Origin of the sequence: Pseudomonas sp. Pdm06 (assembly GCF_014851795.1) — a bacterium.
Taxonomy (GTDB): Bacteria; Pseudomonadota; Gammaproteobacteria; order Pseudomonadales; family Pseudomonadaceae; genus Aquipseudomonas; species Aquipseudomonas fluorescens_AA.
Genome location: NZ_JACVAH010000019.1, coordinates 54,278 through 67,435, shown reverse-complemented (window position 1 = coordinate 67,435; position 13,158 = coordinate 54,278). Strand labels below are relative to the sequence as shown.

13 protein-coding genes are annotated in these 13,158 nt (G+C 62.7%); 8 read left to right on the top strand and 5 right to left on the bottom strand.

Annotated features, from left to right (window positions below; translation table 11 throughout):
* The first annotated feature begins 100 nt into the window (after positions 1 to 100).
* Entirely contained in the window at positions 101 to 1,717 is a 1,617-nt protein-coding gene (nadB, locus tag IB266_RS26205) for an L-aspartate oxidase (protein WP_192263374.1), read from the top strand.
* Here the strand turns inward: nadB and IB266_RS26200 are convergent.
* Together IB266_RS26200 and IB266_RS26195 are read right to left on the bottom strand one after the other, a co-directional pair.
* A complete protein-coding gene (locus IB266_RS26200) occupies positions 1,686 to 2,138 on the bottom strand; it encodes a protein YgfX (protein ID WP_192263372.1) in 453 nt (150 codons plus the stop codon). The two genes, nadB and IB266_RS26200, sit on opposite strands and share 32 nt — an antisense overlap.
* Entirely contained in the window at positions 2,122 to 2,376 is a 255-nt protein-coding gene (locus IB266_RS26195) for a succinate dehydrogenase assembly factor 2 (RefSeq protein ID WP_003184348.1), read from the bottom strand. Before IB266_RS26195 ends, IB266_RS26200 begins: the two co-directional genes overlap by 17 nt.
* 149 nt (positions 2,377 to 2,525) lie before the next feature.
* Between IB266_RS26195 and IB266_RS26190 the strand changes: the two genes are divergently transcribed.
* Together IB266_RS26190 and IB266_RS26185 are read left to right on the top strand one after the other, a co-directional pair.
* A complete protein-coding gene (locus IB266_RS26190; protein WP_192263370.1) occupies positions 2,526 to 3,467 on the top strand; it encodes a YgfZ/GcvT domain-containing protein in 942 nt (313 codons plus the stop codon).
* 37 nt (positions 3,468 to 3,504) lie between these two features.
* A complete protein-coding gene (locus IB266_RS26185) occupies positions 3,505 to 4,326 on the top strand; it encodes an HDOD domain-containing protein (protein WP_060738768.1) in 822 nt (273 codons plus the stop codon).
* 149 nt (positions 4,327 to 4,475) lie between these two features.
* Here IB266_RS26185 and IB266_RS26180 read toward each other — a convergent pair whose 3' ends face one another.
* Both IB266_RS26180 and IB266_RS26175 read right to left on the bottom strand, forming a co-directional pair.
* Positions 4,476 to 5,867, bottom strand: a complete 1,392-nt coding sequence (locus tag IB266_RS26180) for a sensor histidine kinase (RefSeq protein WP_060738769.1) — start codon at positions 5,865 to 5,867, stop codon at positions 4,476 to 4,478.
* Positions 5,860 to 6,531, bottom strand: coding sequence for a response regulator (locus IB266_RS26175; protein ID WP_003198779.1), 672 nt, complete (start codon positions 6,529 to 6,531; stop codon positions 5,860 to 5,862). Before IB266_RS26175 ends, IB266_RS26180 begins: the two co-directional genes overlap by 8 nt.
* A 456-nt stretch (positions 6,532 to 6,987) precedes the next feature.
* Between IB266_RS26175 and IB266_RS26170 the strand changes: the two genes are divergently transcribed.
* The 4 genes from IB266_RS26170 to IB266_RS26155 are packed head-to-tail and all read left to right on the top strand — an operon-like array spanning position 6,988 to position 11,028.
* Complete coding sequence (locus IB266_RS26170; protein ID WP_192263368.1) at positions 6,988 to 7,965, top strand: Bug family tripartite tricarboxylate transporter substrate binding protein; 978 nt, start codon at positions 6,988 to 6,990, stop codon at positions 7,963 to 7,965.
* Positions 7,966 to 8,020: 55 nt separating this feature from the next.
* On the top strand, positions 8,021 to 8,482 hold the full coding sequence (locus IB266_RS26165) for a tripartite tricarboxylate transporter TctB family protein (RefSeq protein ID WP_192263365.1): 462 nt from the start codon (positions 8,021 to 8,023) through the stop codon (positions 8,480 to 8,482).
* 1 nt (position 8,483) lies between these two features.
* Positions 8,484 to 9,998, top strand: coding sequence for a tripartite tricarboxylate transporter permease (locus tag IB266_RS26160; RefSeq protein ID WP_192263363.1), 1,515 nt, complete (start codon positions 8,484 to 8,486; stop codon positions 9,996 to 9,998).
* Positions 9,991 to 11,028, top strand: coding sequence for an AbrB family transcriptional regulator (locus IB266_RS26155; RefSeq protein ID WP_103309773.1), 1,038 nt, complete (start codon positions 9,991 to 9,993; stop codon positions 11,026 to 11,028). The genes IB266_RS26160 and IB266_RS26155 overlap by 8 nt, the downstream gene beginning before the upstream one ends.
* Positions 11,029 to 11,137: 109 nt before the next feature.
* Here IB266_RS26155 and ung read toward each other — a convergent pair whose 3' ends face one another.
* A complete protein-coding gene (gene ung / locus IB266_RS26150) occupies positions 11,138 to 11,830 on the bottom strand; it encodes a uracil-DNA glycosylase (RefSeq protein ID WP_192263361.1) in 693 nt (230 codons plus the stop codon).
* A gap of 131 nt (positions 11,831 to 11,961) precedes the next feature.
* Here ung and IB266_RS26145 point away from each other — a divergent pair, with 131 nt between their 5' ends.
* Positions 11,962 to 13,074 carry an enoyl-CoA hydratase/isomerase family protein gene (locus IB266_RS26145; RefSeq protein ID WP_192263359.1) on the top strand — a complete coding sequence of 371 codons (1,113 nt, stop codon included), beginning with the start codon at positions 11,962 to 11,964 and terminating at the stop codon, positions 13,072 to 13,074.
* Positions 13,075 to 13,158 lie beyond the last annotated feature (84 nt).

The following is a 13,158-nucleotide window of genomic DNA, read 5'->3' as shown; positions in this document are numbered from 1 at the left end:
CCCCCCTCTATATACTAGTGGGCTGCGTGGCTGCCCGACCCGTTGAAGCGGTGTCTGGCGCCAACCCCGACCCGGGTCGCCTTGAGCGGAAACCATTCGAATGAGCCAACAGTTTCAACACGATGTTCTGGTAATCGGCAGCGGAGCCGCCGGATTGAGCCTGGCGCTGACCTTGCCTGCGCATTTGCGCATCGCAGTGCTGAGCAAGGGCGACCTGGCCAACGGTTCGACCTTCTGGGCCCAGGGCGGTGTCGCCGCCGTGCTGGACGATACCGACACCATTGAATCCCATGTCGACGACACCCTCAACGCCGGCGGTGGCCTTTGCGATCCGCAAGCGGTGCGCTTCACCGTCGAGCACAGCCGGGAAGCCATCCAGTGGCTGATCGACCAGGGCGTGCCGTTTACCCGTGACGAACAATCGGGCACCGAAGACGGCGGTTTCGAGTTCCATCTGACCCGCGAAGGCGGCCACAGCCATCGGCGCATCATCCACGCGGCCGACGCCACGGGCGCGGCGATCTTCAAGACCCTGCTCGCCCAGGCGCGATTACGGCCGAACATCGAACTGCTGGAACAGCGCGTCGCGGTCGACCTGATCACCGAAAAACGCCTGGGCCTGGACGGTGACCGCTGCCTCGGCGCCTACGTGCTCAATCGCGGCACCGGCGAAGTCGACACCTATGGCGCGCGCTTCGTCGTCCTGGCCTCCGGTGGCGCGGCGAAAGTCTACCTGTATACCAGCAACCCCGATGGCGCCTGCGGCGACGGCATCGCCATGGCCTGGCGTTCGGGTTGCCGGGTGGCGAACCTGGAGTTCAACCAGTTCCACCCCACCTGCCTCTATCACCCGCTGGCCAAGAGCTTCCTGGTGACCGAGGCCCTGCGTGGCGAAGGGGCCCATTTGAAGCTCCCCAACGGCGAACGCTTCATGCAACGCTTCGATCCGCGCGCCGAACTGGCGCCGCGTGACATCGTCGCCCGGGCCATCGACCACGAAATGAAGCGCCTGGGTATCGATTGCGTCTACCTGGACATCAGCCACAAGCCTGAAGCCTTCATCAAGAGCCACTTCCCGACGGTGTACGAGCGCTGCCTGGAGTTTTCCATCGACATCACCAAGCAACCGATCCCGGTGGTGCCGGCGGCGCACTACACCTGCGGTGGCGTGATGGTCGACCAACACGGCCGCACCGACGTGCCTGGCCTGTATGCCATTGGCGAAACCAGCTTCACCGGCCTGCACGGCGCCAATCGCATGGCCAGCAATTCGCTGCTGGAATGTTTCGTCTACGCCCGCTCGGCGGCGGCAGACATCCTCGAGCAATTGCCGCAGATCGCCATTCCGGCCACCCTGCCCTCGTGGGACGCCAGCCAGGTCACCGACTCGGACGAAGACGTGATCATTGCGCACAACTGGGATGAACTGCGGCGCTTCATGTGGGACTACGTGGGCATCGTGCGCACCAACAAGCGCCTGCAGCGGGCACAGCACCGGGTGCGCTTGCTGCTGGATGAGATCGACGAGTTCTACAGCAACTACAAAGTCAGCCGCGACCTGATCGAACTGCGCAACCTGGCCCAGGTGGCGGAACTGATGATTCGCTCGGCCATGGAACGCAAGGAAAGCCGGGGGCTGCATTACACCCTCGACTACCCTAACCTGCTGCCCGAGGCACTGGACACTATCCTGGTGCCGCCCACCTACGCCGACTGAACCTGAGCCGCACCCGCAGGCGCCGATGGACATCCGGCGCCAGCGCGTCGCGGAGCACGCACAGCGATCGGACCCGCCGCTCACCCTGCAATCGGAAACGCAGCACGATGATCAGCGGCAGCGCCAGGCTATCGGGGCGCAACTGCACAGCCCGCCAGCCATCGGCCCGGCTCCAGAGCTGCCAGCCCGCGGCATTGTGACGCAACCCGCAAAAGGCCCGGCGATGGGTCAGCACGACATGTCGGGGGATCACCCAGGCGCCATGGGCCAGGCACACAATAATGCCAAGCGCGGCGCACCAGGACGCGATGGACAACAGCAACAACGAACCCAGGGCGAACACCTGGGCCAGCAGATAGGCCGCCAGCAGTTGCCCAGAGGCCTGCCAGCGGCATTCGAAGCGATTACTTGGGTTGGACACGGTCCAGGATCATCCGGACCATGCGCTGCAACTCGGGGTCTTCGGATTCGCTGCGCTCCATGAACCAGCCGAACATGTCCTGATCCTCGCATTCGAGCAGGCGGACGTAGCACGCACGGTCCACTTCATTGAGATGGGGGTAAACCTCTTTCACGAACGGCACCAGCAACACGTCCAGCTCAAGCATGCCGCGGCGGCTGTGCCAGTAGAGGCGATTCAGTTCAACATCTTCGACCATGGAGCGCTCCTCAAATAGAGCGCAAGTATACAGGCCTCGCCACAGCGCAACAGACGGCTTTGGTCTGGCACCACCGATCCTTTGTGAACTACCCATTTCAAGGGCGTCCCCTTATGATGTCTACCAGACTTTTTACCCTGCGATGACCCATGGCTGATTTCGCTTTTTTCTGCACCCTGTCCCACGAAGGCGTCCTCGCGGTCCGCGGCGTGGATGCCAGCAAATTCCTGCAAGGCCAATTGACCTGCAACCTCGACTACCTGAGCGACAGCCGGGCCAGCCTCGGCGCCCGCTGCACGCAGAAAGGCCGGATGCAATCGAGCTTCCGCATCCTGCTCGAAGGTGACGGTGTGTTGATGGCCATGGCCACCGAACTGCTCGAACCGCAATTGGCGGACCTGAAAAAATACGCCGTGTTCTCCAAATCCAAGCTCACCGACGAAAGCGCCGCCTGGGTTCGCTTCGGCCTGGAAAATGCCGACGATGCCCTGGCTGGCCTGGGCCTCGAACTGCCGAGCGACACCGACAGCGTGGCGCGCCATGAAGCCTTGATCGCCATCCGCGTTTCTCCCGGCCGCGCCGAGCTGTGGGCCCCCGCCGAACAGGCACAGGCACTGCGAAGCCGCCTGGGCGCCGAACTGGCCGAGGCGGACCTGAATCCCTGGCTGCTGGGCCAGGTCCGTGCCGGGATCGGCCAGGTCATGCCGACCACCCGCGAACTGTTCATTCCACAGATGCTCAACCTGCAAGCCGTCGGCGGCGTCAGCTTCAAGAAAGGCTGCTACACCGGCCAGGAAATCGTCGCCCGCATGCAATACCTGGGCAAGCTCAAGCGGCGCCTGTATCGCCTGCAACTGGACGCCAGCGAACTGCCGGAACCCGGCACGGCGCTGTTCTCCCCCACTCACGGCAGTTCCATCGGCGAAGTGGTGATTGCCGCCCGTGGCGAAGGAAACATTGAACTGCTGGCGGTATTACAGGCCGAAGCTGCAGAAGATGACAATCTGCACCTCGGTGCCTTGGAAGGCCCTCGCCTTCAATTGTTGGACCTGCCTTACGAACTGGACCGCGACCGCGAAATCCAGCGCTGATCGCAGCATTTGTGTCGCAATACCCTAGAGAACCAAAATGAGCGATTTGGCGGATAAGGTCCAACGGGATTTGGTGCAGGCCATCGATAACGATGACCTGGTTCTGCCAACATTACCGGAAGTGGCCATGCAGATTCGCCGGGCCGCCGAAGACCCGGAAATCAGCGTCAGCAACCTGAGCAAAGTGATCGGCCGCGATACGGCCCTTTCGGCACGCCTGATAAAAGTGGTCAACAGCCCGCTGTTGCGCGCCACCCAGGAAGTCACTGACCTGCACACGGCCATCACTCGACTGGGGGTCAACTACAGCAGCAACTTGGCCATTGGCCTGGTGATGGAGCAGATTTTCCATGCCCGCTCCGAGGTGGTGGAACTGAAGATGCGCGAAGTCTGGCGCAAAAGCCTGGAGATCGCCGGCGTCAGCTATGCGTTGTGTCGCGGCTACACCCAACTCAAGCCCGACCAGGCTGCGTTGGGTGGGCTGGTGCATCAGATCGGCGTGCTGCCGATCCTCACGTATGCACAGGACAATAATGAGTTACTGTCGGATCCGGTCAGCCTCAACCATGTCATCGAAACGATTCACCCGGTGCTGGGGGACAAGTTACTCAGTGTCTGGGAATTTCCGGAGCGGCTGGTGAAGCTGCCGGGGTTGTATCTGGATTTCAACCGCGACTCCAAGCAAATCGACTATGTCGACCTGGTGCAGGTCGCTGCGCTGTATTGCTACAAGGACACCGACCATCCTCTGAGCAAGATTGATGTATTCGGCGTCCCAGCCTTCAAGAAACTGGGCATCGACCCGGAGAACAAGGCCCGGTGCGCGGATATCGAAGAAGCGCGGTCGATGTTTTATTAGAGACGTCTCCGAGCATGCTGTGGTCAGCAGATGCTTTTGTGGCGAGGGAGCTTGCTCCCGCTCGACTGCGCAGCAGGCGCAAGGCTTTTAGCGCCGCGCGCAACCCAGCGGGAGCAAGCTCCCTCGCCACAACGGCGTTCTGCTCTGGCTCAGTCTGATCCAGGAATAAAGCTCACCCGCACCTTCAGCCCGCGCTCCTGCCCGTCATGCAAGGTGATCTGCGCCAGATGTGCGCGGCAGATTTCGCCGACGATCGCCAACCCCAGCCCGGAACCGGCCACTTGCTGGTTACGTCGATAGAAGCGCTCGAACACCCGGTCCCGCTCATGCAGCGGAATGCCTGGCCCGTCGTCCTCGACTTCCAGGACCGCCGGTGGGGTGACCCGCAGGATCACGTTGCCGCCCGACGGTGTGTGGGCCAGGGCGTTGTCCACCAGGTTGCTCAACAGCTCGTTCAACAAGGTCGGCTCGCCCCGCAGCCATACCGGCTCGTCGGCTTCCAGGGCCAGCGCCACGCCTCGGGCATGGGCCAGCGGGGCCATGGCCATGCCCAGCTCACGGGCCAACTGGCTGAGATCGAGCAACTGAGCACCGCCTTCGGCAATGGCCCGGGCGCCATTTTCCACCCGCGCCAGGGACAGCAACTGGTTGGCCAGGTGGGTCAATCGATCGGTCCCCTGAGCCGCGGTTTCCAGGGTTTCACGCCAGGTCGCCGGCTCGCTGGCGCGCAAACCCAGCTCCAGGCGCGCCTTGAGCGCGGCCAGCGGCGTACGCAGTTCATGGGCGGCATCAGCGATGAACTGAGCCTGTCGCTCGAACTGCCCGCGCAGGCGTTCGGTGAAATGGTTGAGGGCCCGCACCAGCGGCCATAATTCGTGCTGCACCTCCACCAGCGGCAACGGCCGCAGATCGTCCGGCTGGCGCTCCTCCACCGCCGTGCGCAAGCGCTCCAACGGGCGCAACGCCGCACTGACCGCAAACCACACCAACAGCAGCGCGCCCACGGCCAGCATGCCCAGGCGCAACAGGGTGTCGGCCATCAGGCCACGGGCCATGCTGACCCGCGCCTCTTCGGTCTCGGCCACGCGAATTTCCGCCATGCCATTCATGTTCGGCTCGCTCACCGCTTTGAGCAGGCTCACCACCCGCACGCTCTGCCCCTGGTATTGGGCGTTATAGAAGCGCGCCAAGGCCGGATAATCGTCCGTGCGGGGCGTCCCGGGCGGCGGGCCGGGAAGGTTTTCATAGCCGGAAATCAACTTCTTGTCGATGTCATTGACCTGGTAATAAATGCGCCCGGCACTGTCGTAGGCAAAGGTGTCCAGGGCCACGTAGGGCACATCCGCGCTGAGGCTGCCGTCGCGCTGGGACAGGCCCGCGGCGATGGTCCGGGCCGAGGCCAGCAGGGTCCGGTCATAGGCGGTGTCCGCCGCTTCGCGGCCGTTCCAGTAGGCGCTCAGGCCGCTGGCGAGCATCAGCACCACCAGCAGCAACGCCAGGTTCCAGAGCAGCCGCCAGCGTAGGCTGTCGGGCTTATGCATTGCGGTTTTCCAGCAGGTAGCCCAAGCCGCGGAACGTCACGATCGCGACCGCATGGCCGTCGAGTTTCTTGCGCAGGCGATGGACGTAGATTTCGATGGCGTCCGGGCTGGCTTCTTCGTCCAGGCCGAACACCTGGGCCGCCAGTTGTTCCTTGCTCATCACCCGCCCCGGTCGGGCAATCAACGCTTCGAGCACGGCTTGCTCGCGGGAGGTCAGGGTCAGCAATTCATCGTCGAGGGTAAAACGGCGGGTGTCCAGGTCATAGACCAGCCCGCCGCAGCGCTGCTGGCGTTCGCCACCCAGTACGCTGCGCCGCAACAGGGCCTTGACCCGGGCCTCCAGCTCAGTGAGCTCGAATGGCTTGGCCAGGTAGTCGTCGGCACCGAGATTGAGGCCATGGACGCGGTCCTTGACGTCGCTGCGGGCGGTCAACATCAGCACTGGCAAAGTCTTGCCGCGAGCCCGCAGGCGCGCCAGCACCTCGAAACCGTCCATGCGCGGCAGCCCGACATCGAGCACCGCCACGGCATATTCCTCGCTGCTCAAGGCCAGGTCGGCCGCGACGCCGTCGTGTAGCACGTCCACGGTCAAACCGGTGCTCTTGAGCGCCTGGGCAACGCTTTCGGCGAGCTGCAGATGGTCTTCGACGAGCAGAACACGCATGGGTTATTCCTCGATTCAGGGATGGTCGACGCCATTCTTTGGCGCGGAGTTTACAGCCGAGTCCGTCACTGTGAAGCCAAAAAAGACGTTGAAAGCTTTTGAAAGGTTAGCGAAAGGTTGGGCCGCTAGAGTCCTCCAACGGACGGTTTCGACTGCCCGTCGCGACGCACATCGCGAACGAAAAACGCCTCGAAGCGTTTTCGCCGAATAAAAACAATAAAAGCGGAGTAATCACATGCTGTCCCTACAGCTCCAGGCCCCAATGCCTGCCCGCCTTTCCCGCTTCAATCAGACCCGCGTGGCCGATGCCGCCGCTCCTCGGTCCAGCGTCTTCCTACGCCTTCAATCCCGAACTCCCTGGCAACAAACTGCGTCCGCTATCAGCGACGACCAGGCCGGGAACCCATCGACACCAAATTTGCACCACACACAACAACAACTCCTGTGGAGACGATGATGAACCTATCACTGCGTAAAGTAGCCTTGGCCGCCGGATGCCTGATGTTCGCCGGACAGTTGCTCGCCGAACCGAAACGCCCGGAATGTATCGCCCCAGCCTCCCCCGGCGGCGGTTTCGACCTGACGTGCAAACTAGCGCAAAGCGCGCTGGTCAACCAGAAGCTATTGACCAAGCCGATGCGCGTCACCTACATGCCAGGTGGTGTCGGCGCGGTGGCTTATAACGCAGTGGTCGCCCAGCGCCCGGCCGACGCCGGCACGCTGGTAGCCTGGTCCAGCGGCTCACTGCTGAACCTGGCCCAAGGCAAGTTCGGTCGTTTCGATGAAAGTGCCGTGCGCTGGCTGGCCGCCGTTGGTACCAGCTATGGCGCCATCGCGGTGAAAAGCGATTCGCCCTACAAGACCCTCGACGATCTCGTACAGGCCCTGAAGAAAGACCCGGGTTCGGTGGTGATCGGTTCCGGCGGCACCGTCGGCAGCCAGGACTGGATGCAGACCGCCCTGATCGCCAAGGCCGCCGGCATCAACCCTCGCGACCTGCGCTATGTCGCCCTCGAAGGCGGCGGCGAGATCGCCACGGCGCTGCTCGGCGGCCACATCCAGGTCGGCAGTACCGACATTTCCGACTCCATGCCCCACATCCAGAGCGGCGACATGCGCCTGCTGGCAGTGTTTGCCGAGAAGCGCATCGACGAGCCAGAGATGAAAAACATCCCCACCGCCCGCGAGCAAGGCTATGACATCGTCTGGCCGGTGGTCCGCGGCTTCTACCTCGGGCCAAAAGTCAGCGATGAAGACTACGCCTGGTGGAAAGACGCGTTCGACAAGCTGCTGGCTTCGGAGGAGTTCGCCAAACTGCGTGACCAGCGCGAGCTGTTCCCATTTGCCATGACCGGCCCGGAGCTGGACACCTACGTGAAGAAACAAGTAGCTGATTACAAGGTGCTGGCCAAAGAGTTCGGCCTGATCCAGTAACCGTCTCTGTTCGCGTGGCGGCGCTGGCATCACCGGCGCCGCCCAGGAGTTAGTCATGCTCACCATCCAACGTATCTTTGCTGCGATGCTGCTGCTGGTTTGCATCGGCCTCGCGCTGATGGCCTGGCCGTATCAGGCAGCTTTTTCCTACGAGCCAGTCGGCCCGCGCGCCTTTCCCCTGCTGATCCTGGGACTGATGGGCCTGGCGCTGCTGTACATGCTGCTGCGTCCCACGCCGATCGTACACAGCGACGACGAGCCGCAACTGGACCGCGCAACGCTGCAGAAAATCGCCATCTGCGTGGGGCTGTTGCTGGTATTTGCCGGCACCTTCGAGCCCCTGGGATTCATTCTCGCCGGCACGCTGATCGGCGTGCCGATGGCACGTCTGTATGGCGGCCGCTGGGTGCCCAGCATCGTGGTCAGCACCCTGATGGCCATCGGTCTTTATCTGTTGTTCGACAAAGTGATGGACGTGCCACTGCCCCTGGGCCTGCTCGGCATCCTGGAGAATTGATATGGATACCCTAAGTTACCTCAGCCAGGGTTTCGGCGTTGCACTGACCCCCTACAACCTGTTCACCGCACTGTGCGGCACCTTGATTGGCACCGTCGTTGGCCTGCTCCCGGGCCTGGGGCCAATCAACGGAGTCGCATTGCTGATCCCGATTGCGTTCGCCCTGGGCTTGCCGCCGGAATCCGCACTGATCCTGCTGGCGGCGGTGTACCTGGGTTGCGAATACGGCGGACGCATCAGTTCGATCCTGCTCAATATTCCGGGCGAAGCCTCCACAGTGATGACCGCCCTCGACGGTTACCCCATGGCCCGTCAGGGCCTGGCCGGGGTGGCGCTGTCGCTGTCGGCATGGAGCTCGTTCATCGGCGCGTTCATCGCCACCTGTGGCATGGTGCTTTTTGCCCCGATTCTAGCCAAATGGGCGGTAGCCTTCGGGCCGGCGGAATACTTCGGACTGATGGTGTTCGCCATTGTCTGCCTCGGTGGCATGGCCGGCGATCGACCGCTCAAGACGTTCATCGCGGCATTGATCGGATTGTTCCTGTCCGCCGTCGGGATCGACGCCAACAGTGGTGTGTACCGTTTCACTGGCGATAACGTCCATCTGGCTGACGGTATTCAATTCGTCGTACTGGTGCTGGGCCTGTTTTCCGTCAGCGAAATCCTGTTGCTGTTGGAGAAGACCCACCGCGGCCAGGAAGCGGTGAAAGCCACCGGGCGGATGATGTTCAACTTCAAGGAGGCGGCATCCGTGTTTGCCGTCAACCTGCGGTGCGGCGTGCTCGGGTTCTTCATGGGCGTGTTGCCGGGTGCCGGCGCGACCCTGGCCAGTGCCGTGGCCTACATGACTGAAAAACGCATTGCCGGTGCCAGTGGCACGTTCGGCCAGGGCGACAAGCGCGGCCTTGCCGCCCCGGAAACCGCCATCGGTGGCGAAGCCTGCGGCGCGCTGGTGCCGATGCTGACGCTCGGGGTTCCCGGCTCGGGCACCACGGCGGTGATGATCGGCGCATTGTCGCTGTACAACATCACCCCGGGTCCGCTGCTGTTCCAGCAACAGCCGGACATCGTCTGGGGCCTGATCGCCTCGTTGTTCATCGCCAACATCATGCTGGTGATCCTCAACATCCCGATGATCCGCATCTTCACCCGCATCCTGTCGGTGCCGAACTGGGCGCTGGTGCCTTTCATCGCCATCATTACCGGGATCGGTGTCTTCGCCGTGCACGCCACCACGTTCGACCTGTTCCTGATGGTCGGCATCGGCATCTTCGGCTACATCCTGCGCAAGCTCGACTTCCCGTTGTCGCCGATCCTGCTGGGTTTCATCCTTGGCGGCCTGATGGAGCAGAACCTGCGTCGTGCGCTGTCGATTTCCAACGGTGCGCTGGACATCCTCTGGTCGAGCCCGATCACCTTGGGTTGCTGGGCGCTGACGACGGTCATGCTGTTGTTGCCATTGCTACGGATCTGGCGTCGCCGCGTCGCACAACGTCGCGCCCTGGCCAATGTCTGAAGCGACTTTCAAACAATGGTGGGGAACACCGCTGGTCGGTCTGGCCGGCGGTTACCTGGCCAGCCTGATCGGCTGGCCTTTGCCCTGGATGGTCGGCTCGTTGCTGGCGATCATCCTGGTGCGCTGCCTGACGCCGTGGCAACTGATGGAAATCCCCGGTGGCCGTAAATGCGGCCAATGGGTGGTGGGTATCGGCATCGGCCTGCACTTCACCCCCGTGGTGATGGAACAAGTCCTGAGCCACTTCGGCTTGATTTTTTTTGGCGCGCTGATCACCAGCGTGTCCAGCGTGGTAAGTGTCTGGCTGATGCGTCGCACCGGCGAGGACCGTGCTACCGCGTTTTTCTCGAGCATGCCCGGCGGTTCCGGCGAAATGGTCAACCTCGGTGCCCGCAACGGCGCGGACCTGAGCCGTGTCGCAGCGGGCCAGAGCCTGCGGGTGCTGGTGGTGGTGCTGTGCGTGCCGGCGGCCTTCAAGTACCTGCTGGGCGAAGGCACCCCGGCGCAGCACGCCACGACGGTGGACTGGCTGTGGCTGGCGCTCCTGTTTCCGGCGGGCGCCCTGCTCGCCTGGGTTTGGGAACGCTTGCGCCAACCCAACCCGTGGTTGTTCGGGCCGTTGCTGGTGAGCGCGGCGGTGAGCGTCGGTTGGGACCTGCACATCGGCCTGCCCAACGGCGCCAGCCAGATCGGCCAGTGGCTGATCGGCAGTGGGCTGGGCTGCCATTTCAACCGGCAGTTCTTTCGTCGGGCACCGTCGTTCATGGGCCGCACGTTGGTTGGCACGGTGTTGACGATGCTGATCGCCACGCTTGCCGCCCTAGGCTTGAGCACCTTGACCCATCTGGATCTGCGTTCGTTGACGCTGGGCATGATGCCCGGCGGCATCGCGGAAATGAGCCTGACGGCGGAGACGCTGCAACTGTCGGTGCCATTGGTGACGGCGTTGCAGGTGATGAGGTTGCTGTTCGTGCTGTTTCTGGCGGAGCCGTTGTTCAGGTATTGGACGCGCCAGCCGAATTCGGCCTGATCGTCCGCGGCGCCTTCATCGCGAGCAAGCTCGCTCCCACAGGGGGTTGTGTTGCCCTGAACCCTGTGGGAGCGAGCTTGCTCGCGATGGGGCCCTGACTGCCGCCCACTTAAAGCGGCGGCAACCGCCAATCGATCGGCGTCTCGCCCTGCTGCTGGAGAAACTTGTTGGTCCGGCTGAAATGCCCGCAGCCGATGAAACCTCGGTGGGCCGACAGCGGTGACGGGTGGACCGAAGTCAGCACCAAATGCTTGGTCGCATCGATCAGCTTCTGCTTGCTCTGGGCATGGGCGCCCCACAACAGGAACACCAAGTGCGGCTGGTGTTCACTGACGACTTCAATGATCCTGTCGGTAAAGTACTGCCAACCTTTTTTGGCGTGGGCGTTGGCATTGGCGCGCTCCACGGTCAGGGTCGTGTTGAGCAGCAACACGCCCTGGTCGGCCCAACTTTGCAGGTAGCCGTGACTGGGGAGGTCGATGTTCAGGTCGCGCTTCAATTCCTTGTAGATGTTCACCAGGGACGGCGGTGTCGGCACGCCCGGCTGTACCGAGAAGCACAAGCCATGGGCCTGGCCTGGACCGTGGTAAGGATCCTGGCCGAGAATCACCACCTTGACCTTATCCAGCGGCGTGGAATTGAGGGCGTTGAAAATCAGCGAAGCCGGCGGATAGATCTCCTTGCCAGCGGCGTATTCACTGCGTAGGAACTCACGCAACTCCGCCATGTAGGGCTGGTCGAACTCGGCACGCAGTGCCTGCTTCCAGCTCGGTTCGAGTTTGATACGGTCGTCAGCAGTCATGGTTGCATCCGGTAAAAACAATGGGCGCACCCTAGGAAAGCCTACAGGGCTTGTCAATTGATCTGACGCAGAACCGGCACTTTCCTACATAGCGGTCATACTGAACATTCAAATTTCTGATCGAGGTCACGATGAATCTGCACTTCGAAGAGCTCACCGGCATCGACGGTGCCCGCATCGGCATCGCCACCCTGGATGCCGAAAAATCCCTGAACGCCCTGTCACTGCCGATGATCAACGCCTTGCGTGATCGCCTCGATGCCTGGGCTCGGGAACCGCAGGTCGTTTGTGTGCTGTTGCGTGGCAATGGCGCCAAGGCCTTCTGCGCCGGCGGTGAAGTGCGCAGCCTGGTGGAGGCCTGCCGCGCTCATCCCGGCGAAGTACCGCCGTTGGCGGCACAATTCTTCGCGGCGGAATACCGCTTGGACTTCAACCTGCACACCTACCCCAAACCCTTGCTGTGCTGGGGCCACGGTTATGTCCTGGGCGGCGGCATGGGGCTGCTGCAAGGCGCCAGTACCCGCATCGTCACGCCAAGCAGCCGCCTGGCCATGCCGGAAATCAGCATCGGCCTGTACCCGGATGTCGGCGCCAGTTGGTTCTTGTCACGCCTGCCCGGCAAGCTCGGGCTGTTTCTCGGCCTGACCGGCGCTCACATGAATGCCCGGGACGCCATCGACCTGGGCCTGGCCGACCGCTTCTTGCTGGATGAACAACAGGACGACCTGATCGAAGGCCTGCTGCAACTCAATTGGCAGGAGCAGACCGAGATGCAACTCAACAGCCTGCTCAAGGCCTTGCAGCAGGAAGCCGTCGCCCAACTGCCCGAAGCCCAATGGCTGCCGCGGCGGCCGAAAATCGATGAGTGGCTGGATGTCAGCGATGTGCGCTGCGCCTGGAAAGCCCTCAGCCTGTTGGTGGACCACCCCGATCCACTGATCGCCAGGGCTGCCAAGACCATGAGCGAAGGCTCGCCATTGACCGCTCATCTGGTCTGGGAGCAGATCGCTCGGGCTCGGCATTTGTCCCTGGCCGGCGTGTTCCGGATGGAATACACCCTGAGCCTCAATTGCTGTCGTCATCCGGAATTCAGCGAAGGCGTGCGGGCACGATTGATCGACAAGGACCACAAGCCGCGCTGGCACTGGCCGGATATCAATCATGTGCCCGCAGCGGCGGTCGAGGCGCATTTCCACAAGGCGTGGGAAGGGCGGCATCCGCTGGCGGATTTGTCCAACGAGTAACGAGCCAGGGACAACTCCCTGTGGGAGCGAGCTTGCTCGCGATAGCGGCATATCAGACACATCAATGCTGGCTGACCCGACGCC

Coding starts and splice junctions, on each gene's coding strand:
- nadB (WP_192263374.1), top strand. CDS start 101: ATGAGCCAACAGTTTCAACACGATGTTCTGGTAATCGGCAGCGGAGCC.
- IB266_RS26195 (WP_003184348.1), bottom strand. CDS start 2,376: ATGGTCGAAGATGTTGAACTGAATCGCCTCTACTGGCACAGCCGCCGC.
- IB266_RS26190 (WP_192263370.1), top strand. CDS start 2,526: ATGGCTGATTTCGCTTTTTTCTGCACCCTGTCCCACGAAGGCGTCCTC.
- IB266_RS26185 (WP_060738768.1), top strand. CDS start 3,505: ATGAGCGATTTGGCGGATAAGGTCCAACGGGATTTGGTGCAGGCCATC.
- IB266_RS26180 (WP_060738769.1), bottom strand. CDS start 5,867: ATGCATAAGCCCGACAGCCTACGCTGGCGGCTGCTCTGGAACCTGGCG.
- IB266_RS26175 (WP_003198779.1), bottom strand. CDS start 6,531: ATGCGTGTTCTGCTCGTCGAAGACCATCTGCAGCTCGCCGAAAGCGTT.
- IB266_RS26170 (WP_192263368.1), top strand. CDS start 6,988: ATGAACCTATCACTGCGTAAAGTAGCCTTGGCCGCCGGATGCCTGATG.
- IB266_RS26165 (WP_192263365.1), top strand. CDS start 8,021: ATGCTCACCATCCAACGTATCTTTGCTGCGATGCTGCTGCTGGTTTGC.
- IB266_RS26160 (WP_192263363.1), top strand. CDS start 8,484: ATGGATACCCTAAGTTACCTCAGCCAGGGTTTCGGCGTTGCACTGACC.
- IB266_RS26155 (WP_103309773.1), top strand. CDS start 9,991: ATGTCTGAAGCGACTTTCAAACAATGGTGGGGAACACCGCTGGTCGGT.
- ung (WP_192263361.1), bottom strand. CDS start 11,830: ATGACTGCTGACGACCGTATCAAACTCGAACCGAGCTGGAAGCAGGCA.
- IB266_RS26145 (WP_192263359.1), top strand. CDS start 11,962: ATGAATCTGCACTTCGAAGAGCTCACCGGCATCGACGGTGCCCGCATC.